The sequence below is a fragment of the Roseateles sp. GW821-FHT09H11 genome (assembly GCF_059415845.1).
Map to the genome: position 1 here is coordinate 191932 of NZ_JBWKOA010000008.1, position 21868 is coordinate 213799.

Annotated in this window: 17 protein-coding genes and 1 riboswitch; of the genes, 12 read left to right on the forward strand and 5 right to left on the reverse strand. The window is 69.2% G+C overall.

What is annotated here, in order from left to right:
- The first annotated feature begins 113 nt into the window (after positions 1–113).
- From AC07PR_RS25015 to metW, 4 genes are all read left to right on the forward strand, one after another.
- The gene (locus AC07PR_RS25015; protein ID WP_483108099.1) at positions 114–746 is read left to right on the forward strand and encodes a glutathione S-transferase family protein; all 633 of its coding nucleotides are present in this window, start codon (positions 114–116) and stop codon (positions 744–746) included.
- Positions 747–854: 108 nt separating this feature from the next.
- The gene (gene sppA, locus AC07PR_RS25020; protein WP_495136914.1) at positions 855–2726 is read left to right on the forward strand and encodes a signal peptide peptidase SppA; all 1872 of its coding nucleotides are present in this window, start codon (positions 855–857) and stop codon (positions 2724–2726) included.
- 16 nt (positions 2727–2742) lie between these two features.
- Positions 2743–2792: riboswitch (SAM riboswitch) on the forward strand.
- Positions 2793–2868: 76 nt separating this feature from the next.
- Positions 2869–4059, forward strand: coding sequence for a homoserine O-succinyltransferase MetX (gene metX / locus AC07PR_RS25025; protein ID WP_495136915.1), 1191 nt, complete (start codon positions 2869–2871; stop codon positions 4057–4059).
- Between the two features lie 81 nt (positions 4060–4140).
- Positions 4141–4725, forward strand: coding sequence for a methionine biosynthesis protein MetW (gene metW, locus AC07PR_RS25030; RefSeq protein WP_377159383.1), 585 nt, complete (start codon positions 4141–4143; stop codon positions 4723–4725).
- Positions 4726–4749: 24 nt separating this feature from the next.
- On the opposite strand, the gene AC07PR_RS25035 is transcribed toward metW, so the two are convergent.
- Positions 4750–5775 (reverse strand): M14 family metallopeptidase, encoded by a 1026-nt coding sequence (locus AC07PR_RS25035; RefSeq protein ID WP_495136916.1) that lies wholly within the window; start codon positions 5773–5775, stop codon positions 4750–4752.
- Between the two features lie 26 nt (positions 5776–5801).
- Here AC07PR_RS25035 and AC07PR_RS25040 point away from each other — a divergent pair, with 26 nt between their 5' ends.
- The 3 genes from AC07PR_RS25040 to AC07PR_RS25050 all read left to right on the forward strand — a co-directional run bounded on the left by AC07PR_RS25040 (position 5802) and on the right by AC07PR_RS25050 (position 9376).
- Positions 5802–6650, forward strand: coding sequence for an alpha/beta hydrolase (locus tag AC07PR_RS25040; RefSeq protein ID WP_377159387.1), 849 nt, complete (start codon positions 5802–5804; stop codon positions 6648–6650).
- Between the two features lie 119 nt (positions 6651–6769).
- A complete protein-coding gene (locus AC07PR_RS25045; protein ID WP_377159389.1) occupies positions 6770–8245 on the forward strand; it encodes a M20 family metallopeptidase in 1476 nt (491 codons plus the stop codon).
- 114 nt (positions 8246–8359) lie between these two features.
- Complete coding sequence (locus AC07PR_RS25050; RefSeq protein ID WP_377159391.1) at positions 8360–9376, forward strand: LysR family transcriptional regulator; 1017 nt, start codon at positions 8360–8362, stop codon at positions 9374–9376.
- A 36-nt stretch (positions 9377–9412) separates the two neighbouring features.
- On the opposite strand, the gene AC07PR_RS25055 is transcribed toward AC07PR_RS25050, so the two are convergent.
- On the reverse strand, positions 9413–10576 hold the full coding sequence (locus tag AC07PR_RS25055; protein WP_495136917.1) for an aminoglycoside phosphotransferase family protein: 1164 nt from the start codon (positions 10574–10576) through the stop codon (positions 9413–9415).
- Positions 10577–10746: 170 nt separating this feature from the next.
- On the opposite strand from AC07PR_RS25055, the gene AC07PR_RS25060 reads away from it, so the two are divergent.
- From AC07PR_RS25060 to rsmA, 3 genes are read left to right on the forward strand one after another with little or no spacing between them, the layout of a single operon-like run.
- Positions 10747–13158 carry an LPS-assembly protein LptD gene (locus AC07PR_RS25060; RefSeq protein WP_495136918.1) on the forward strand — a complete coding sequence of 804 codons (2412 nt, stop codon included), beginning with the start codon at positions 10747–10749 and terminating at the stop codon, positions 13156–13158.
- 10 nt (positions 13159–13168) lie between these two features.
- Positions 13169–14572, forward strand: a complete 1404-nt coding sequence (locus AC07PR_RS25065; RefSeq protein WP_377159394.1) for a peptidylprolyl isomerase — start codon at positions 13169–13171, stop codon at positions 14570–14572.
- 18 nt (positions 14573–14590) lie between these two features.
- Positions 14591–15364, forward strand: coding sequence for a 16S rRNA (adenine(1518)-N(6)/adenine(1519)-N(6))-dimethyltransferase RsmA (gene rsmA, locus AC07PR_RS25070; protein ID WP_495136919.1), 774 nt, complete (start codon positions 14591–14593; stop codon positions 15362–15364).
- 121 nt (positions 15365–15485) lie between these two features.
- Here rsmA and AC07PR_RS25075 read toward each other — a convergent pair whose 3' ends face one another.
- The 3 genes from AC07PR_RS25075 to AC07PR_RS25085 all read right to left on the reverse strand — a co-directional run bounded on the left by AC07PR_RS25075 (position 15486) and on the right by AC07PR_RS25085 (position 18795).
- On the reverse strand, positions 15486–15608 hold the full coding sequence (locus tag AC07PR_RS25075) for a hypothetical protein (protein ID WP_377159398.1): 123 nt from the start codon (positions 15606–15608) through the stop codon (positions 15486–15488).
- A 41-nt stretch (positions 15609–15649) separates the two neighbouring features.
- A complete protein-coding gene (locus AC07PR_RS25080; protein ID WP_377159400.1) occupies positions 15650–16045 on the reverse strand; it encodes a barstar family protein in 396 nt (131 codons plus the stop codon).
- 452 nt (positions 16046–16497) lie between these two features.
- A complete protein-coding gene (locus tag AC07PR_RS25085; protein WP_483108090.1) occupies positions 16498–18795 on the reverse strand; it encodes an NADP-dependent malic enzyme in 2298 nt (765 codons plus the stop codon).
- 299 nt (positions 18796–19094) lie between these two features.
- Here AC07PR_RS25085 and AC07PR_RS25090 point away from each other — a divergent pair, with 299 nt between their 5' ends.
- The gene (locus AC07PR_RS25090) at positions 19095–21215 is read left to right on the forward strand and encodes a two-component system sensor histidine kinase NtrB (protein WP_483108089.1); all 2121 of its coding nucleotides are present in this window, start codon (positions 19095–19097) and stop codon (positions 21213–21215) included.
- Positions 21212–21868, forward strand: a complete 657-nt coding sequence (locus AC07PR_RS25095) for a response regulator transcription factor (protein WP_377159404.1) — start codon at positions 21212–21214, stop codon at positions 21866–21868. The genes AC07PR_RS25090 and AC07PR_RS25095 overlap by 4 nt, the downstream gene beginning before the upstream one ends.

Consider the following 21868-nt stretch of genomic DNA (forward strand, 5'->3'; position numbering starts at 1 on the left):
CGGGAGTGTGCGTCACCGGCGCAGGGGACGGCAATACACCCAAATGAGGGCTGCGCCACTGTCGCGTGCGGGAGTCAGTCCCCGGAGGCGACTCGTTAGAATCCCGCGACACCATGAAGCTCATCGGATCCCTCACCAGCCCCTACGTCCGCAAGGTCCGCGTCGTCATGGCGGAAAAGAAGCTCGACTACCAGTTCGAGCTGGAAGACGTCTGGGGCAGCGACAACATCCTCAAGATCAATCCGCTCGGCAAGGTGCCGTGCCTGGTCATGGAGGGGCAGGACTCGATCACCGGCGCGGTGTTCGATTCGCGCGTCATCGTCGAGTACGTCGACACGCTGTCGCCGGTCGGCCGCCTGATCCCGGAGCGCGGCCGCGAACGCTGCGAAGTGCGCACCTGGGAGGCGCTGGCCGACGGCCTCATCGACGCCTGCGTCGCCGCGCGTCTGGAGCACACCTGGTCCGGCCGCGCGCCGGGCGAGCGCAGCGAGGCCTGGGTGAAGCGTCAGATGAACAAGGTCCTGGCCTCGCTGCAGGCGATGGCCAACGGCCTGGGCGAGAAGAACTGGTGCTCCGGCAACCACTTCACGCTGGCCGACATCGCGCTCGGCTGCGCGCTGGGCTACCTGGACTTCCGCTTCGCCCAGATCGACTGGCGCGCGGCGCACCCCAACCTCGCGAAGCACTTCGACAAGCTCATGACGCGTCAGAGCTTCCAGGACACGCTGCCCCCCGCGAACGGCTGACGCGCCACTGACTTCCCGCCCGGGTGTTCAAACGGGCTCACAATCGCCCGATCCGGCTCGACATCCGAGCCGTTCTGACATTCCTTTGACGGATCCCGGGAGGATTGGATGGGTGTGAAGCGAGCGTTGGCGCCGATCGGGCGCTTTTTCGGTGGCGTGTGGTGGTTCCTGAACGGCACGCGGCGCGTGGTGTTCACGCTGCTGTTCTGGGTGATCCTGATCGCCCTGATCTGGGCCGCGGTGCACGGCGGCAAGCCGCTGCAGGACAAGACGACGCTCGTGCTGGACATCCGCGGCGAGGTCGTGGAGCAGTTCTCCGGCTCGCCGCGCGACCAGGCGATCGCGCAGATCAAGGGCGAGGCGCGCGCCCAGACGCGGCTGCGCGACATCCTGCGCGCGCTGGACGCGGCGGCCAAGGACGATCACATCGTGCAGGTCGCGCTGAACCTGGACCAGTTCGGCGGCGCCACGCCGGCCGCGCTGCATGAGATCGAAGCCGCGCTGACCCGCTTCAAGGCGAGCAAGAAGCCGGTGATCGCCGCCGGGCTGGCCTTCGACCAGCGGTCGTACTACCTGGCCGCGCAGGCCACCGAGGTCTACATCCACCCGATGGGCGGCGTGCTGATCGAGGGCTACGGCCGCTATCGCAACTACTACAAGGACGCGCTGGACCGCGTGGGCATCACGCCCAACGTGCTGCGTGTCGGCACCTACAAGAACGCGGTCGAACCCTACTTCGCCAACGGTCCGTCGCCCGCGACGCTCGAGGCCGAGGGCTATCTGTACGACGAACTCTGGGCGCGGTACCAGACCGCGATCGAGACCGCGCGCAAGCTGCCGAAGGGCTCGGTGCAGCGCGCCATCGACGAGTTGCCGCAACGGCTGAAGGCGGCCGGCGGCGATCCCGCCAAGCTGACGCTGGCCGAGAAGCTGGTCGACGGCCTGAAGACCGAGGACGAGGTCGAGGCGCTGCTCGAGAAGCGCGGCGCCAAGGACGAGAAGCGCCTGCGCCAGATCAACCTGGGTGCCTACGTCGCGCAACTGCCGCCCAAGCTGCCCAAGCCCGAGGGGCAGGTCGGCGTGATCGTGGCCGAAGGCGAGATCGTCGACGGCAGTGCCGGCCCGGGCAAGATCGGCGGCGAGTCGATGTCCCGGCTGATCCGGCAGGCGCGCGAGGACGACAAGGTCAAGGCCGTCGTGCTGCGCGTGAACTCGCCGGGCGGCAGTGCGTTCGCCTCGGAGCTGGTGCGTCGCGAGCTGGAACTGACGCGCGCCGTCGGCAAGCCCGTCGTCGTGTCGATGGGCGGCGTGGCGGCGTCGGGCGGGTACTGGATCTCGATGTCGGCGGACGAGGTGATCGCCGACGCATCGACGATCACCGGCTCGATCGGCGTGTTCGGCATGCTGCCCACCGGCGAGAAGCTGCTGGACAAGCTGTCGATCCACACCGGCGGCTACACGACGACCTGGCTGGCCAACGGCTATGACCCGCGGCGCCCGCTGGATCCGCGGATGGCGCAGGTGGTGCAGTCGTCCATCGAGCACATCTACGCCGACTTCACTGGCAAGGCGGCGCAGGCGCGCAAGAAGTCCTCGCAGCAGATCGACGCCGTCGGCCAGGGCCGCGTGTGGACCGGCTCGCAGGCGCTGGAGCGCGGGCTGGTCGACAGAAACGGCCTGCTGTCCGATGCGATCGCCAGCGCCGCCAAGCGCGCCAAGCTCGGTGACGACCCGTCGGTGCGTTACGTCGAGCCTGACCGCAGCGCCTTCGATCGTCTGCTGACGAGCATGGGCGACGCCGCGGCGCCGTCGCTGCGCGGCATGGTCATGCATGCCCTGGGCGGCATTCCGGCGGTGCCGGCACCGCTGCGCGAGGCGCAGGTCGACATCACCTGGCTGGCCGAGCAGGCCGAGGCCGGCCCCGCGGGGTCGAAGCCGCCGGTGCGCGCGATCGTGCACTGCCTCTGCACCGCGCCGTAGCTATACTTCCGCCGATGGCGCCGATTTGTCCGGCTTGCGGGCGCCTTAGAAATGCAGCTAAAGAGGGACACCCGATCCACGGATCGAGACCCGGTGTTCCGCTTCAAGCAGCGGCGCCGGGTTTTGTTTTTTGGGGTGTTCCATGGGATCTGTCGGTGACGTCACACCGCAGCGGCTGTTGTTCGACGAGCCGCTGATCTTGCGCAGCGGCGCGCGCATCGCCGGTTATGAGTTGATGGTCGAGACCTACGGCCGGCTGAACGAGGACAAGTCCAACGCGGTCCTTGTGTGTCACGCGCTGAACGCGAGCCACCACGTGGCCGGCACGCACGCCGACATCGACAAGAGCGAAGGCTGGTGGGACAACCTCGTCGGTCCCGGCAAGCCGCTGGACACGGACCGCTTCTTCGTCATCGGCATCAACAACCTGGGCTCGTGTTTCGGTTCGACCGGCCCGATGCACCTGAACCCGGAGACTGGCCGCGTCTACGGCAAGGACTTCCCCGTCGTCACGGTGCAGGACTGGGTCGACGCGCAGGCGCGCGTGCTGGACCGTTTCGGCATCCAGAAGCTGGCGGCGGTGCTGGGCGGATCGCTGGGCGGCATGCAGGCGCTGGACTGGTCGCTGCGGTATCCGGAGCGCCTGCGCCACTGCATCGCGGTGGCGACGGCCCCCAACCTGTCGGCGCAGAACATCGCGTTCAACGAGGTCGCCCGGCGGGCGATCATCACCGACCCCGAATTCCACGACGGCTTCTTCTACGAGCACGGCGTGGTGCCGCGCCGCGGGCTTCGCGTGGCGCGGATGATCGGCCACATCACCTACCTGAGCGACGACGTGATGGAGGAGAAGTTCGGGCGCCAGATGCGCTCGGCGGAGCTGGGGTACTCGACCTCGGACATCGAGTTCCAGATCGAGAGCTACCTGCGCTACCAGGGCGACAAGTTCAGCGAGTACTTCGACGCCAACACCTACCTGCTGATCACCCGCGCGCTGGACTATTTCGACCCGGCGCGCGAGCACGGGGGCGACCTGAGCCGCACCTTCGCCACGGCGCTGTGCAAGTACCTGGTGGTGAGCTTCACGACCGACTGGCGCTTCTCGCCGGCGCGCTCGCGCGAGATCGTCAAGGCGCTGCTCGACAACCGGCGCGACGTGTCCTACGCGGAGATCGACGCGCCGCACGGCCACGACGCGTTCCTGCTCGAGGATCCGCGTTACCACGGCGTGCTGCGCGCCTACTTCGACCGCATCGCGAAGGAGCATGAAAAATCCTTGCCCGGTGGTGCGTCCGCGCCGGTCTCCCACCGTCTGCAGGGAGTGGCGGTATGAGCGCAGCGCAGGGCCGTCCCAAGCAAGCTCACGTCCCGTCGGGGACCGGACGCGGCGCGCCGCGGACGAGGGGTGCCAATCATGAGTGACCGTGCGGTGATGGACATGATCGCGGAGCTGGTCCCGACGGGCTCGCGCGTGCTCGACCTGGGCTGCGGCACCGGCGAGCTGCTGGCGCATCTGCAGGCCACGAAGGGCTGCACCGGCTACGGCGTCGAGCTGGACGATGCGAACGTGCTCGCCTGCGCGCAGCGCGGCGTGAACGTGATCCAGCTCAACCTGGAAGAGGGCCTGGCGATCTTCGAGGACCAGAGCTTCGACGTCGTGCTGCAGCTGGAGACGCTGCAGAACCTGCGCAACACCGAGGCGATGCTGCGCGAGACCGCGCGCGTCGGCCGGATGGGGGTGGTGAGCTTCCCCAACTTCGCGCATTGGCCGAACCGTCTGCAGATCCTCGCGGGCCGCATGCCGGTGACGCGCGTGCTGCCGTACCAGTGGTACGACACGCCCAACATCCGCGTCGGCACCTACGCGGACTTCCAGATCCTGGCGCGCAAGTGCGGGCTGCGGGTGCTGGACAGCTTCGGCGTGCAGGAGGGGCGCCAGGTCCGCGTGCTGCCGAACCTGATGGCCAGCATGGCGGTGTTCAAGTTCGATCGGGACTGAGCCTGGGCGACCCCGGCGGGGCGCTCACGCCTCGTAGCGCCCCAGCCGCACCATCGTCTGTCCGCTTTGACCGGCGCGGCGCGACGGCATGATCAGCACGCAGTCGTCGTGCGGCGTGACCCACAGGCGATCGCCGTCCTCGGCCAGCGGCGTGCCGGCCTTCGGGATCACCTTCAGGTGGTGCGTCGGCACCAGGAACCGGAACTCCGGCGTCACCGCCGTCACGCCCTCGCCGACGCGCACCAGCCGTTGCCGTTCCGGGGACGGTACGCGCAGTCGAGCGTCCGCCCAGGGCGCGTCGACCATCTCCAGGTGCCGCAGGAAGCGCAGCGTGACGTCGAGAGCCATGTCGGCGCTCGCCGGCTCCCAGTGCGAGCCGCATTCGACCAGCACCGCCTGCCGGGCGCTGCGCGGATCGGCGAAGCCGCCGCGATCGATCAGCCGCAGGCCCGCCGCATGGCCGGTGTCCACCAGCAGCGTCTCCGGCTGACCCAGCGCCCGCGCCAGCGGAACGCTCTTGTCTGTCATGCCGCAGATCGTCAGCGCCGGCGCGCCCGCCTCCTGCATCGAATGCAGATCCAGCAGCACGTCCGCCGCATCGATGAAGGGGGCGAGCTCGCGCGCCCGCCGCAACTCGGCCGAGTCGCGCGGACCGCGCAGCACGGCGTCGTCCCAGACCCGGTTCATGTCCTCGTCGACGCAGCGCGACGAGAACGGCTCCATCGCATCGAATCGCCCGAAGGCCTCGACGTTGGCGAAGGCCAGCACCAGTCGCCCGCGCAAGGGCGTGACCTGCTGGCTCAGCAGCGTGTCCAGCGCGATCGCGCCGCACAGCTCGTTGCCGTGCGTCAGCGCGACGACCATCGCCGTCGGTCCCGGCCGGCCGGAGTCCAGCACATGGACGAACTCGACGTCGGTTCCCGGGCCGTGCCGCCAGCGCTCGATCGTCGGCGGCTGGAGCCGGACTTCCGGGTTGAAGGGCGGGAAGGACTCGAGCAGGGCGGGCGTCATCGTCTTCGAAACGTGGGGGTCGTCCACGGCGGGGGACATGCCAGGCGATCCTACACTCCGGCCCCATGAAGACTCTCACCGGCCATGACGGCCTCCCGCTGCACTGGCGGGAATGGGGCGCCGACCTGTCGCTGCCCACCCGCGGCACCGTGCTGATCGTCCACGGCCTGGGCGAGCACATCGGCCGCTACGAGGCCGTCGCCCAGCGCCTGAACGACTGGGGCTGGCATGTCGCCGGCTTCGACCAGCGCGGTCACGGCGCCTCCGGTGGGCCGCGCGGAGACATTCCCCGGCATGACAGCCTGCTGCTCGACCTCGCCGCCACGATCGACTGCCTGCGCGCCGACGAGCGCAAGGGGCGGGGGCCTTTGATCCTGCTCGGGCACTCGATGGGCGGCGCGGTCGCCGCCCGCTTCGTCGCCGGCGCCTTGGAGCAGGCCCCGTGGTCGCGGCCGGTCGACGGGCTCGTCCTCAGTTCCCCGGCGCTGGACGCGGGCCTGTCCGCCTTCCAGCGCGGGCTGCTCGGCGCCACGTTGCCGCTGCTGCCGCACCTGGCCGTCGGCAACGGGTTGAACCCGTCCTGGGTCTCGCGCAGCGCGGACGTGGTCCAGGCCTACAAGGACGATCCGCTGGTCCACAACCGCATCACCCCGACGCTGGCGAAGATGATCGCCAGCTTCGGCCCCGAGACGCTGCCGCTGGTGCCGCGCTGGACCACGCCGACGCTGCTGATGTGGGCGGGCGCGGACCGTTGCGTCGCCCCCGCCGGCAGTGCCGCCTTCGCCGCCGCCGCTGCCGCGGGCGGCGCCGTGCAGGCCGTGCCCTTCCCGGGCCTGGCGCATGAGATCTTCAACGAGCCTGAGCGCGAACAGGTCTTCGCCCGCCTGCGCGCCTGGCTGGGCTCACGCTCCTAGAATCGGCCGGTCCAGCCCCCATTCCCCATTCCCCATCCCGTCACTTTCCGCCCGGACCGGCCGCCCCGCGCGACCCCGGACCCAGCCAAGGCGGCCCACCGGCCGCGCAGGAGACCCGCATGAACGCACGTGATCCGTCGTTGCCGCTGCAGACCGATGAAATCAGCGCCCTGGGCGCCTTCGCCGAGAAGGTCTGGGACCAGGAGATCGTCCCCGCGCTGACCGACTACATCGCCATCCCCGCCAAGAGCCCGATGTTCGACGCCGACTGGCAGGCCAACGGCTACATCGAGCGCGTCGTCCGCGACGCGGCCCAATGGGTCGAGAGCAAGAAGATCCCCGGCCTGAAGCTGGAGGTCATCCGCCAGGAAGGCCGCACGCCGGTCATCTTCTTCGAGCTGCCGTCGACCAAGGCCGAGAGCACCGACACCGTCGTCCTCTACGGCCACCTGGACAAGCAGCCGGAGTTCAACGGCTGGCGCGCCGACCTCGGCCCGTGGACGCCGAAGTACGAGGACGGCAAGCTCTACGGCCGCGGCGGCGCCGATGACGGCTACGCGATCTACGCCTCGATCACGGCGCTGCTGGCGCTGGACCAGCAGGGCATCCCGCGCCCGCGCTGCGTCGGCCTGATCGAGGCCTGCGAGGAATCGGGCTCCTACGACCTGCCGGCCTACATCGACCTGCTCCGGCCGCGCCTGGGCAACGTGTCGCTGGTGGTCTGCCTGGACTCCGGCGCCGGCGACTACGACCGCCTCTGGATGACGACCTCGCTGCGCGGCATGGTCTCCGGCGTGCTCAAGGTCGAAGTGCTGACCGAAGGCATCCACTCCGGCGACGCGTCGGGCGTGGTGCCGTCCTCGTTCCGCATCCTGCGCCAGGTGCTGGACCGGCTGGAGGACTCCAAGACCGGCCGGCTGCTGCCCGAATCCTTCCATTGCGACATCCCCGGCGTGCGCTTCGAGCAGGCGCAGGCGACCGCGGCGATCCTGAAGGAAGAGGTCTACAAGCGACTGCCCTGGGCCTGCGGCGCGGACGGCGGCCCCGTGCTGCCGGTGACCTCCGATCCGGTCGAGGTGTTGCTCAACCGCACCTGGCGGCCGACGCTGTCGGTGACCGGCGTGGACGGCTTCCCCGAACTGAAGAGCGCCGGCAACGTGCTGCGCCCGTACACGGCGTTCAAGCTGTCGCTGCGCCTGCCGCCGCTGATCGACGGCAACGAGGCGGCGCTGAAGCTCAAGGCGCTGCTCGAGGACAACGCGCCGTACAACGCCAAGGTCAGCTTCGTGCCGGACGGCCGCGCCGGCGCCTACGGCGCCACCGGCTGGAACACGCCGGAGCTGTCGCCGTGGCTGAGCCAGGTGCTGGACGACGCCAGCCAGGCCCACTTCGGCCAGCCGGTCGGCTACATCGGCCAGGGCGGCACGATCCCGCTGATGAGCATGCTGCAGAAGGGCTTCCCGGCCGCGCAGATGATGGTCTGCGGCGTGCTGGGTCCCAAGAGCAACGCCCACGGCCCCAACGAGTTCCTGCACGTGCCCTACGGCAAGCGCCTGACCGCCGCGGTGGCGCAGGTGATCGCCGCGCACCCCTGACCGCCGCGGACTCCCTGTAGGCGGCCCCGCGGACCGCGGGTCGCCATGGTCCGCTGATCGACACGCACAGAGAGGCGGCCCGCGGCGACGCGGCGTCCGCCCGAAGGAGACGGGATGGATCAGGTCAAGGCGATGCGGGTGTTCACCCGCGTGATCGACGAGGGCAGCCTCGCCGGCGCCGCGCGGGCCATGGACCTGGCGCCCGCCGTGGTCACGCGGCTGGTGGCGGACCTCGAGGAACACCTCGGGGCGCGGCTGCTGAACCGCACGACGCGGCGGCTGTCGCTGACCGACGTCGGCGAGGGCTACCTCGAACGCTGCCGCCGCATCCTCAGCGACATCGAGGAGGCCGAGGCGCTCGCCTCCGCCGCGACCAACGAGCCGCGTGGCACGCTGCGCGTCCTGATCCCGCCGGCCATCGCGATCCATCAGCTGGCGCGGCACATGGCGCGCTTCCATGCGCTGTACCCGCTGGTCAGCGTCGAGCTGGTCGCGCCGGGGCCCGTCGACACGCTCGACGAGAGCTTCGACATCACCGTCATCTCCACGCGCAGCCCGCTGCAGGGTGACTTCATCGCCCGCAAGCTGGCGCGCACCGAGGTGATCCTGTGCGCGTCGCCCGAGTACCTGGGCCGGCGCGGCAAGCCGCAGCATCCGTCCGACCTCAAGCAGCACGACGTCATGCTGCCGCCGATCCATGAGCTGACCCGCGGCGTGACCTTCGAGCGCTGCGGCGCGGACGGCCTCACCACGGAGAGCTTCTTCGCGATCCCCAGCCGGCCGGTGATGACGACCTCCTCGGTCGACACCAAGTACGCCTGCGCGCTGCACGGGCTGGGCGTGGCGGGGCTGCCGTCCTTCGTCGTCGGCGACGCGCTGATGGAAGGGGCGCTCGAGCGCGTGCTGCCGCAGTGGCGCATCTACAGCTACCAGCTGTGGGCCGCGATGCCGACCCGCAAGTTCGTCCCGGCGCGCACCCGCGCGTTCATGGATTTCCTGGTCGAGATCTTCGGCGGGAAGGACGAGGATCCGTGGCTCACCGCCGCGGGATGCCCGTCGTATCGGGCGGCGCAGGAGTTCCTGGCCGCGCAGGCCGCCAAGGCCGCCGCCACGCCCGCCGAGGGCGACTGAGGCAGCGCGGGCGCCCGGCCGCGCTGCTTAGACGCCTCAGCGCAAGCTGAAACCGACCTGCGTGTACTGCGGCTGCAGATCTTCGATCAGGCGCAGCAGCGGCGACAGCTCGATGTAGCGCGTCGCCGTCTTCACCACGTAGGCGTAGAAGCGCGGCAGGTCTTCCGCGTAATGCGGCTTGCCGTCGCGGTGCTTGAGCCGGCAGAAGATGCCCATGATCTTCAGCTGCCGCTGCAGCACGGTCCATTCGAGGCGGCGCCAGAACAGGCCGAAGTCCAGCGCCATCTCGTGCGGGTCCTCGCCGTTCGGGTCCAGGCCGAAGAGGCCGGCGCGCTTCGCGCCTTCCCAGTAGCGCACCGCCCAGTCGAGCTCCTCGGCCTCCTCCCACGAGATGAACGCGTCGCGCATCAGCGAGGCGATGTCGTAGGTGACCGGGCCCATCACCGCGTCCTGGAAATCGAGGATGCCGGGCGTGGCGAAGGACGCGGTGCCGGCGGCACTGGCAGTGTCGGAGGCGGTTCCCGCCGGGCAGACCATCAGGTTGCGCGGCATGTAGTCGCGGTGCATCGGCACGCGCGGCTGCGCCAGCACGTTGGCCGACAGCAGCGCCACGGTGCGGTCCCAGTAGCCGCGCTGCTTGTCGTTCCAGGTCTTGCCGTGGTGGGCCTGGACGCACCAGTCGACGAAGATCTGCAGCTCGCGGCGCACGAAGGCATCGTCGAACAGCGGGAGCGCGCCGTCGGCGCGGGCCGCGTCGCTGGTCTGCCAGCGCAGCAGCGCGGCGGTGGCGTCGCGCATCAGCACGCGGGGCGTTTCCGAGTCGCCGGCGCGCTGCGCGGCGAGCAGCGCGTCCAGGTAGGACGCGGTGCCGAGGTCTTCCATCAGCGCGAAGCCGAGCCCGGCATCGTGCGCGAGCATCTCCGGCACATGCAGGCCGCGTCCGGCCATCAGGGCGCCGACCTTGACGAAACTCGCCACCTGATTCGGCGAGGCCGGATCGTCCATGACGATCCGCGTGCCGCCGTCCGTCGTGGCGATGCGCAGGTAGCGGCGGAAGCCCGCGTCGCTGCTGGCCGCGGCGAGCGTCTCCTCGCGCAGCCCGTGCGTCGCCACGAGGGGCGCCAGCCAGCGATGGAATCGGGCGGCACGGTCGGCATCGGGCCAGAGCGGGGACGATGCGTGCGGGGCGGAAGGGGTCATCGGCGGGAGAAGCAGAAGGGCCGCTGCGCGAGCGGCCCCGGGGTCGGTGACAAGGCGCTCCGGCGGTCCTGCCGGCTCGCGAGCCTCGTGGATAATGATTCTACAAACCCCGGGCAGCGCGGCGCGACCGACGCGCGGCCGCCTGACCTCTGCAAGACGCTGCCCGCCTGATGCGCCCACCGGTTTCCCGTCCCCGTCCGATCTCGCTGGCCGCCGCCCTGGCGGTCGCGTTGCCCGCGTTCTCCGCGGCTTCCGCGCAAGCGCAGGAGTCCGCCGGCCAGCCGCTGATCCTCAAGTCGGTCAAGCAGTTGCACCAGACCAAGCGCAAGGACGCCCGTCCCGCGATGGCCCTGAGCGCCGACCGCATCACCAGCGACATGGACCAGACCTCCACCGCCGAGGGCGACGTCCAGCTGCGCTACGGCGGCATGCTGCTCAGGTCGAAGACGCTTCGCTACGACTACCCGCAGGACCTGGCCACGGCCGAGGGCGATGTCGAGCTCAGCCAGAACGGCGCCGTGCTGCGCGGACCGAAACTGGAACTCTTCGTCGACAAGTTCGAAGGCCAGCTCGAAAGCCCGACCTACTTCTTCGCCGCGACCGGCGGCAGCGGCAGCGCGCGGGCGATCCACTTCCTCGGCGACCAGCGCATGCGGGCCGACGAGGCGACCTACTCGACCTGCCCGGTGTCGGAGAAGGGGGAGAAGGACGCCGCCGATGCCGCCAGCGGAAAGGGCAAGCGCGACTGGGAACTGGTCACCAGCAGCCTGAACCTGGACTTCGATGCCGGCGAGGGCGTCGCCAAGGACGCCGTGGTGCGTTTCCTCGGCGTGCCCATCCTGGCCGCGCCGTCGCTGAGCTTCCCGCTCGGCGACCAGCCCAAGTCCGGCCTGCTGCCGCCCAACGTCAACATCGACAACCGCAGCGGCGTCGAGTACAGCCAGCCCTTCTACTGGAGCATCGCCCCCAACCGCGACGCGACGATCACGCCCTTCGTGATGACGCGCCGCGGTCCCGGTGTCGACACCCAGTTCCGCTACCTGGAGCCGGGCCACCGCGGCCAGATCGACTACGCGCTGCTGCCGCACGACCGGGTCACCGGCATCTCGCGCTGGGACCTGCGCCTGAACGCCGACGGCGACGTGATGCCGAACTGGACCTACAACGTCCATACCGAGCGCGTCTCCGACGACAACTACTGGAAGGACCTGCGCAGCCGCATGCTGTCGCAGACGCCGCGCCTGCTGTCGACGGACCTGCGCACGCAGCGCGACTTCAGCTTCAACTGGGGCGAGATGCAGACCTACGCGCGGGTCCAGAAGTGGCAGCCCCTGCAGGTCGCGCAGGTCGAGGACCAGTTCGCCTCGCCATACCAGCGTTCGCCGCAGATCGGCGTGCGGCTGCAGACCGGTGCGGACGAATCCGTGCTGGCCGGTTACCTGCCCACCGGCCGCCGCGCGCGGCTCGAGGGCGGCCTGGAGCTCGAGTACAACCGCTTCGACCTGCCCGGCGGCGCGCTGGGCTCGCAGACGCAGACCGGCGAACGGGTGCACCTGCTCGGCCACGTCAGCCTGCCCTTCAGCGGCGCGGCGTGGTGGCTGATCCCGAAGATGTCGATCAACGCGGCGAGCTACAACCTCGACCAGGCGATCGACGTGACCGGCCGGCGCTCGATCGGCCGCACCATCCCGACCTTCAGCGTCGACCATGGCTGGATCCTGGAGCGGAACACCTCGCTGTTCGGCCAGGCGATGCGCCAGACGCTGGAGCCGCGCCTGCTGTACGTCAACACGCCGTACCGCGACCAGAGCGCGATGCCCAACTTCGACGCGGCGCCGCGGGACTACAACTTCGATTCGGTCTTCGCGGAGAACCAGTTCTCCGGCGTCGACCGCGTCAACGACGCCAACATGCTGGCCTTCGGCGCGACCACCCGCTGGATCGAGGACGAGCGCGGCGAGGAGCAGCTGCGCCTGGGCATGGTCCAGCGCTACCTGTTCCGCAACCAGCAGATCACGCCAGACGGCAGCCCGCAGACGCACCGCCTGTCCGACGTGGTGCTGCTGGCCTCGGCGCACTTGAACCAGGCTTGGTGGACCGACAGCACGCTGCAGCTGAACTCCGCCGACGGCAAGGTCGAGCGGACCGTGCTGCGGCTGCGTTATTCGCCGGGCCCGTTCCGGACCGTCAGCGCGTCCTATCGCCTGGCCCGCGGGCAGAGCGAGCAGGTCGAGCTGGCCTGGCAATGGCCGCTGTTCGGACCCGACCGCAAGTCGGTCGCCGGCGGACCCGGCTGCGCCGGCGCGTGGTACGGCGCGGGCCGCCTTCAGTACAGCATGCGCGACAAGCGCTTCACCGATTCCGTGATCGGCGCCGAGTACGACTCCGGCTGCTGGATCCTGCGCGTCGGCGCGGAACGCCAGGCCACCGGCCGCGCGGAGACCAACACCCGACTGATCCTCCAATTGGAGCTGGTCGGCCTGTCGCCGCTCGGTTCCAATGCCCTGAAAGTGTTGAGAGACAATATTCCGGGTTACCGTTCGCTGAGCTCCGAGCGCTCGGCTTTTGGCACATATGACTGAACTGCGTTCGATGCGACATCTCAAGCCGGTGGCGGCCACCCTCCTGTCCCTGATCGCCGCCCTGGCCGGCTCGGCATCCTCGGCGCAGACGACGCGCGCTCCAAGCCCTGCGACCGCGGCTTCCGCGCCTGCCGCGGCGGCGTCCGCGCCGGCGGTCAACCGCCCCGTGGTCGAACAACGGCAACTCAAGCCGGGCGACTACATCGCGGTGATCGTCAACACGGACATCGTGGCGGCGTCGGAAGTGATCCAGCGCACCGAGCGCGCCCGTGAGGAAGCCCGCCAGCGCGGCCAGACCGTCACCAACGAGCTGCTGCACAAGCAGGCGGTGGACAGCCTGGTCGATGAACGCGTGGTCGTGACCTACGCCCGCGAGAACGGCCCGCGTGTGGACGAGCCGGAACTCGACCGCGTCGTCGCCAACGTCGCCACCCAGAACAAGCTGACCTTGCCCGAGCTGCGCCAGCGCCTGGCCGCCGAAGGCATCGACTTCAAGCGTTTCCGCGAGAACCTGCGCGACCAGATGCTGAGCGAACGTGTCCGCGAACGCGAGGTGCAAGGTCGCATCCGCATCACGGACGGCGACATCGACAAGTACCTGGAAGAGCGCCAGGCCGCGTTGCAGGGCCGCGCGCAGCTGAACATCGCGCAGATCCTGGTGCCGGTGCCGGAAGGCCTGGGCGTGGCGGGCGTGGCCGAGCGCAAGGCGCGTGCCGATGCGGCGCTGGCGCGCATCCAGGCCGGCGAAGACTTCGCCAAGGTCGCCCGCGAGGTGTCGGAAGACGCCAACAAGAACCGCGGCGGCGAGATCGGCCTTCGCGCCGCGGACAAGCTGCCCGACGTCTTCGTCGACGCGGTCAAGGACCTGAAGGATGGCGAAGTGCGGTCGCAGCCGCTGCGCTCCGAGGCCGGCTTCCACGTGCTGAAGCTGATCGAGCGCCAGACCGGCAAGGCCTCGATCAACGTGGTCGTGCAGACCCGCGCGCGCCACATCCTGCTGCGTCCGTCCGAGCAACTGAGCCCCGAGCAGGCCACCCGCCGGCTGGTCGAGTTCAAGCGTGCGATCGAGTCCGGCCGTGCCACCTTCGAGCAACTGGCCCGCGCCAACTCGGAAGACGGCAGCGCGCAGGAAGGCGGCGACCTGGGCTGGGTCTCGCCGGGCGGCTTCGTGCCCGAGTTCGAGCAGGCCATGGACGCGTTGCCGCTCAAGGGCATCTCGGACCCGGTGCCGTCGCGTTTCGGCATCCACCTGATCCAGGTGATGGAGCGCCGCGACGTGGTGCTCGACACGAAGCAGCTGCGCGAGCAGGCCCGCAATGCGCTGCGCGAGCGCAAGTACGACGACGCCTACAACGACTGGATGAAGGAAATGCGCGCCCGCGCCTTCATCGAGACGCGCGAGTGGCTGGACTGAGCGGCCGGGACTGAGTTCATGGGACATGTCGCGCGCAAGCGCTTCGGCCAGCACTTCCTGACCGACAAGGCCATCATCGATGGCATCGTCGATGCGATCGCGCCCGGCGAGGACCAGGCCATGGTCGAGATCGGCCCGGGCCTGGGCGCGATGACGCTGCCGTTGCTGCAGCGCCTGCCGGCGTCCAGCCGGCCGTTGACCGTCATCGAGCTCGACCGCGATCTCGCCGCCCGCATGCGCAAGCGCGGCGACGTGACGGTCATCGAGTCCGACGTGCTGAAGGTCGACTTCGCCGCGCTGGCCGCCGAGCGCGGCCGCAAGCTGAAGGTCGTCGGCAACCTGCCGTACAACATCTCTTCGCCGATCCTGTTCCACCTGCTGGGTTTCGTGGACCACGTGGTCGACCAGACCTTCATGCTGCAGAAGGAAGTCGTCGACCGCATGGCCGCCAGCCCGGGCGGCAAGGACTATGGCCGACTGAGCGTCATGCTGCAGTGGCGTTACGACGTCGAGGCGCTGTTCGACGTGCCGCCGGAAGCCTTCGATCCGCCACCGCGGGTCGACTCCGCGATCGTGCGCATGGTGCCGCTGTCGACGCCAGCCCAGATGGACGAGGCGCTGCTGAGTGAGCTGGTCGCGTCGGCCTTCTCGCAGCGCCGCAAGCTGCTGCGGCATTCGCTCGGCAAGTGGCTGGAAGCCCGCGGCTTCCAGGGCGAGTTCAACCTGCAGCGCCGCGCCGAGGAAGTGCCGGTGGCGGAGTTCGTCGCGCTGGCGCTGGCTGTCCAGGGCTGAGCCCGTCGCGACTCCACGCGATTCCACGCGGTTCGTGCGATTCGATGGCTCAAACAAAAAGGCCTTCCGTCGCCGGAAGGCCTTCTGCATCGGACCCGAGGGTCAGTCGTTCTTCAATCCATCACGCGGCGCTGAGCCACATGGACGTATCGAAGGCACTGCACATCATCGGCATGTTCATGCCGAAGTTCGGATTCGGATTCGCCTTGGTGCTCTTGAGCACCGGCTTCGCTTCGGGGGCCACCTCAGTCGCCCGCTCCCATGACCCTTGTTCTTGGGAGCGGGCTACTGAAAAGAATAGAAACACCGGAATGAGACTTTCCGCTCGGCCCAGAAATCGGCCGCCTCGCGGAAGACGTCGAGCAACTGCTCGCGCGCCTCACGGTCGAACTTCGCATGGTCCGGCAACTGGTCCAGCACCACGACGAAACCCGGTTGCGTGCCCGACTTGTGGACCAGATTGGTCATGCAGTCGTACAGCGCTTCCATGTTCTTCCCGAAGTGAGCCGGGAACAGGAAATTGCTGGCAATCAATTCCAGCACGTCCTGTTTGGTCTCCGCTGGAGCCAGGTCGGCGTACAGGAAGTGTTGGCCGGCGTCCTGCGCGGCCTGCATCAAGTCCTCGACCCGGTAGGCTCTGATCGCCTGCACGATGTTGGGACGGACTGTCTGCAAAAGCATTGTCGCGTTCCTCCTAGATGGGGTTCCGAGTTCATGTCCAACCCTCGCCGTGGCCCCGGACAGAACCCGCTGGGGAGCCTGCGATCGTCGGTGGCATGGGTGGGGTCAGAGAGGGTTAACCCTGAACTCTGAAACCGAGATGGTACAGAAACGGACCCGAATGCTCAAGCCGGGGGCTCCCTGAATGCCCTAAAAAGCGGCACTGTGAGCGTGCGCACACATTCGGTCTTTACTCAGCCAGCGTTGGTAGTCATCCGCCAGAAATTGACTGGTGAGCCGCTACAAACTTTTTATATAGGCCGGGTCGCAGGTCGGGTTTAAAGGCCCTCCGCGGGCCCCGTCCAGGGGCGCGAGGGTCCCGGCGACCGAATATTCTTCGGTCGCCGGGCGCTCGTTTGGGCAGGGACGCGAGACCGCGCGGGACTGGATTTCCGAAGGAATCCGTCCGGATCTCAGCGGGCCGCGTTCGCGTCCGCGACGGTCAGGGCCGTCATGTTCACGATGCGGCGGACGGTGGCGGACGGCGTCAGCACATGGACCGGCTTGGCCGCGCCCAGCAGCACCGGCCCGATGGCGATGCCGCCGCCGGCGGCCGTCTTCAGCAGGTTGTAGCTGATGTTCGCGGCGTCGATGTTGGGCATGACCAGCAGGTTGGCTTCGCCCGTCAGCGTGCTCTTGGAGACCAGCTGGTCGCGGTAGTGCGGGTCGAGCGCGGCGTCGCCGTGCATCTCGCCGTCGGCCTCCAGCCAGGGCGCCTGCTCCTTGATCAGCGCCAGCGCGTCGCGCATCTTGACCGCGGACGGGCAGTTGCTCGAGCCGAAATTGCTGTGCGACAGCAGCGCCGCCTTCGGACGCAGGCCGAAGCGCATCATTTCCTCGGCCGCCATCTGCGTGATCTCGGCGATCTGCTCGGCGGTCGGGTCGTAGTTGACGTGCGTGTCGACCAGCATGACCTGACGGCCCGGCAGGATCAACCCGTTCATGCAGGCGAAGGTCTTGACGCCGGGGCGCTTGCCGATGACCTGGTCGATGTACTGCAGGTGCATCGCGGTATTGCTCCAGGTGCCGCAGAGCATCCCGTCGACTTCCCCCTTGTGCAGCATCATGGCGCCGATCAGCGTCAGGCGGCGGCGCATCTCGATCTTGGCGAGCTGCTGGGTCACGCCCTTGCGCTCGGTCATCTCGAGGTAGGTCTGCCAGTAGTCGCGGTAGCGGTGGTCGAACTCGGTGTTCACCACGTCGTAGTCGCGACCTTCTTGCAGGCGCAGGCCGAAGCGCTCGCAGCGTTGCGCGATGACCTGCGGACGGCCGATCAGCGTCGGGCGGGCGATGCCCTCGTCGATGACGATCTGCACGGCGCGCAGCACGCGTTCCTCTTCGCCTTCGGCGTAAGCCACGCGCTTGTGCTTGGCCTTCTTCGCGATCTGGAAGATCGGCTTCATCGTCGTGCCGGAGGCGTAGACGAAGCTCTGCAACTTCTCCAGGTAGGCCGGCATGTCGGCGATCGGACGCAGCGCGACACCCGAGGCTTCCGCCGCCAGCGCGACCGCCGGAGCGATCTTCATCATCAGGCGCGGGTCGAAGGGCTTCGGGATCAGGTACTCGGGGCCGAAGCTCAGGTTCGCGCCCGCATACGCGGCGGCGACGACTTCGCTCTGCTCCGCCTGTGCGAGCTCGGCGATCGCATGGACGGCGGCGATCTCCATCTCATCGTTGATCGTCGTCGCGCCGCAGTCCAGGGCGCCACGGAAGATGTAGGGGAAGCACAGGACGTTGTTGACCTGGTTCGGATAGTCCGTCCGGCCCGTGGCCATCAGCGCGTCGTTGCGGATCGCGTGGACGTCCTCCGGCTGGATCTCGGGATTCGGGTTGGCCAGGGCGAAGATGATCGGCGTGGCCGCCATCGACGCGACCATGTCCTGCTTGAGCACGCCGCCCGCCGACAGGCCCAGGAAGATGTCCGCGCCGGCGATCACGTCGCGCAGGCTGCGCTGCTCGGTGGGCTGGGCGTAGATGGCCTTGTCCGGATCCATCAGCTCGGTGCGGCCTTCATAGACGACGCCGGCCAGGTCGGTCACCCAGATGTTCTCGCGCGGCAGGCCCAGCTTGACCAGCAGGTTCAGGCAGGCGAGGGCGGCGGCACCGGCGCCCGAGGTCACCAGCTTCACCGACTTGATGTCCTTGCCCGCGACCTTCAGGCCGTTGAGCAGGCCGGCGGCGACCACGATGGCGGTGCCGTGCTGGTCGTCGTGGAAGACGGGGATCTTCATCCGCTTGCGCAGCTCGCGCTCGACGTAGAAGCAGTCCGGCGCCTTGATGTCCTCGAGGTTGATGCCGCCGAAGGTGGGCTCCAGCGCGGCGATCACGTCGACCAGCTTGTCGAGGTTGTGCTTCTCGTCGATCTCGAGGTCGAAGACGTCGATGCCGGCGAACTTCTTGAACAGGACGCCCTTGCCTTCCATGACCGGCTTGGAGGCCAGCGGTCCGATGTCGCCCAGGCCCAGCACGGCGGTGCCGTTGGAGATCACCGCGACCAGATTGCCGCGCGAGGTGTAGCGGAACGCGTTGGCGGGGTCGGCGACGATCTCCTCGCACGCGGCGGCCACGCCCGGCGAGTACGCCAGAGCCAGGTCACGCTGGTTGATCAGCTGCTTGGTGGCCGCGATGGCGATCTTCCCGGGGGTCGGGAACTCGTGATATTCGAGAGCGGCCTGGCGCAACTGCGCACGTTTTTCTTCGGACGTGGACATGGGGGACTCTTCTGGTTGAAACCGGTCCGCCGTCGTGGGCCGGGTCGGCGATTGTAGGAGTCCGCCCCGACGGCGGCAGTGCGGACTATGCGTATGCTGCATGTCGGGAGGGCCGCAGGCACATACGCGAAACTGCGCATCGCCAGGGGCCTCCGGCGCGCCATACTGCCTGCCCCGCACGCGCGCGAGACACTTGCCAGGCGCTTGGCGCAGTGCGCCCGGGCGATCCTTTCAATCGCCTTTCACGCTGCGTTCACGCGTCACGTGCCGACTTCCCTTTCGACGTCCCTTCGATCCGCTTGCCTGCTCCGACCATCATGCGGCCCGCCGCTCCCTTCACCCCGTCGGCACCGGGCGCCCGGCCGCGGCGCTGGCGTCGCGCCTTGCTGTGGGGGACGCTGGTCGCGCTGCTGCTGATCGCGCAGTCGCTGCTGCTGTCGCTGACCTTGAGCCATGAAGCGGCGCGCGCCCAGGAGGCGTCGGACCTGGCGGCGGCCGAGGTGACCGCGCGCGCCAAGCAGCTGATCGGTCGCGACCTGCAAGGGCTGCAGGGCCTCATGTGGGCCGAGGACGACGACTGGCGCGGCAACGCCGCCGCGCAGCTGCGCCAGACGCGCGTGCTGCTGCGCATCGAGCTGCGCGACTCCGAGCGCCAGGTCCGTCGCGCGGTCGACTCGCCTTACGCGCCGCCGCTGTTCTCCATCCTGGCACGCGAGCAGCTGCAGATCGAGACCGAACTCGCCTGCATCGCCGCGCTTCGGCAGGGCACGCCGCTGTTCTCGCGCTCGTACTTCGTGCCGGGTCCGGGCGGCGACGGCATGGAAGTCGCCGATCTCTGCCTGCCGCGCGTGCGCGCCGGGGAGCCGCGCTCCTACGTCGTCGCGACGATGGGCCTGCGGCCGCTGCTGGAGGAGTCGATCTCGCAGGACCAGGCGCGCCGCTTCGAGATGTCCTTCGTCGAGGGCGACGGCACGCGCCTGGCGCGCACCGGCCTGACGCGCGGCAGCGGCTTCTACCTGTCGGAGCGTCTGCTCGACCTGCCCGGCCTGAGCCTCCAACTGCGCGTCGACAACGCGACCGGGCGGCCGCAGCTGATCCCGAACCTGGCGACGGCGCTGGTGCTCGGCCTGTCCATGGCGCTGTTCGCGCTGGTCATCATCCTGGCGCGCGACACCCGCAAGCGCGCGCAGGCGGAACATGCGCTGGCGGAGTCGCTGGCCTTCCGGCAGGCGATGGAGAACTCGCTGATCACCGGCTTGCGTGCGCGCGACCTGGACGGCAACATCAGCTACGTGAATCCGGCGTTCTGCGCGATGGTCGGCTACCCGGCGGAGGAGGTGGTCAACACCGGCCGTCCGCCGCACGCGCCGCCGTACTGGCCGCCGGAGTTCACCGATGAATACTGGCGCCGGCACCACGACCGCGAGGCGCGCTGGGAAGCCGGGCTGCCGCCGCGCGAGGGCTTCGAGACGGTCTTCGCCCGCAGCACGGGCGAGCGTTTCCCGGTGATGATCTACGAGGCGCCGCTGCTGAACGCCGAAGGCCAGCAGACCGGCTGGATGAGCGCGGTGCTGGACCTGAGCGCGCAGCGCAAGGTCGAGGAGCTGTCGCGTCAGCAGTCGGACCGGCTGCAGGCGACGGCGCGGCTGGCGACGGTGGGCGAGATGGCCTCGCTGCTGAGCCACGAGCTGAACCAGCCGCTGGCGGCGATCGCGAGCTACGCGACGGCCTCGATCAACCTGATGGTGCGCGAGGCCGACGATCCCCAGACGCCGGCGATGGTGCGCCAGGCCGTGACGCGCATCGCCGAGCAGGCCGAGCGCGCCGGCCGAGTCATCAAGAGCGTGCACGACTTCGTCCGTCGCCGCGAGGCGGCCCGGGAATGGGTGAACGTGGAGCAGCTGCTGGACGCGGTGCTGCCGCTGATCCGGCTGCAGGCGCGCAAGAGCGGCGCGCGCATCGAGATGGACCTGGCCAAGGGCCTGCCGCGCGTGCGCTGCGACCGGACGATGGTCGAGCAGGTGCTGCTGAACCTCACCCGCAATGCGATCCAGGCGATGGACGGTCCGACGCCGCTGGCCGACCGGACGTTGATCATCCAGGTGAAACGGCTGCAGCCGCGCTGGCTGAGCTTCGCGGTGATCGACCGCGGGCCCGGCATTCCGCCGGAAGTGGCGCGCCAGCTGTTCACGCCGTTCTTCACCACCCGGACCGAGGGCATGGGCCTGGGCCTGAGCCTGTGCCGCACGGTCGTGGAGCAGCACGGCGGCGCCATGGATTTCGAAAGCCGCGTCGCGCCCGCGTCGCCGACCGGGACCGAGTTCCGTTTCAGCCTGCCGTGCGAGGATGCGCCTGGTTCGGCCCTGAAGTCCGGGACCGAGCGCTTCCCCGTCACTGGATCTGGAGAGTCGTCCGCATGAAGCCGCAGTCCCTGCCGATGGTCTACCTCGTCGACGACGAGGAAGTGGTGCGCGACGCGCTCGCCTGGCTGCTGCGCTCGCGGCGGCTGTTGTCCGAAGGCTTCGGCAGCGCCGAGGCCTTCGAGTCGATGCTGGACGGCCTGCCGCGCAGCGGGCGCGACTGGCCGTCGGCGCCGAGCTGCCTGCTGCTGGACGTGCGGATGCCCGGGATGAGCGGCCTGGCGCTGTTCGAGCGGCTCATCGAACGCGGCCTGCTGGAGACGCTGCCGGTGATCTTCCTGACCGGCCATGGCGACGTGCCGACGGCGGTCGCGGCGGTGAAGCAGGGCGCCTACGACTTCGTCGAGAAGCCCTTCTCGGACAACGCGCTGGTGGACCGCGTCGAGCATGCGCTCGCGCAGAGCGCGGAGGCGATCTCCGCGCGCGACGCGAAGCTGGCCCTGGGCCATCGCGTCGGCGACCTGACCGAGCGCGAACGCGAGGTGATGCAGCTGGTCGTCCAAGGCCTGCCCAACAAGCTGATCGCGGACCAGCTCAACATCAGCGTGCGCACGGTGGAAGTCCATCGCGCGCGGGTCTTCGAGAAGATGGATGTGAAGTCCGCGGTCGAACTGTCCAACCTGCTGCGCGGCGACAATGCCGCCCATGGGTGA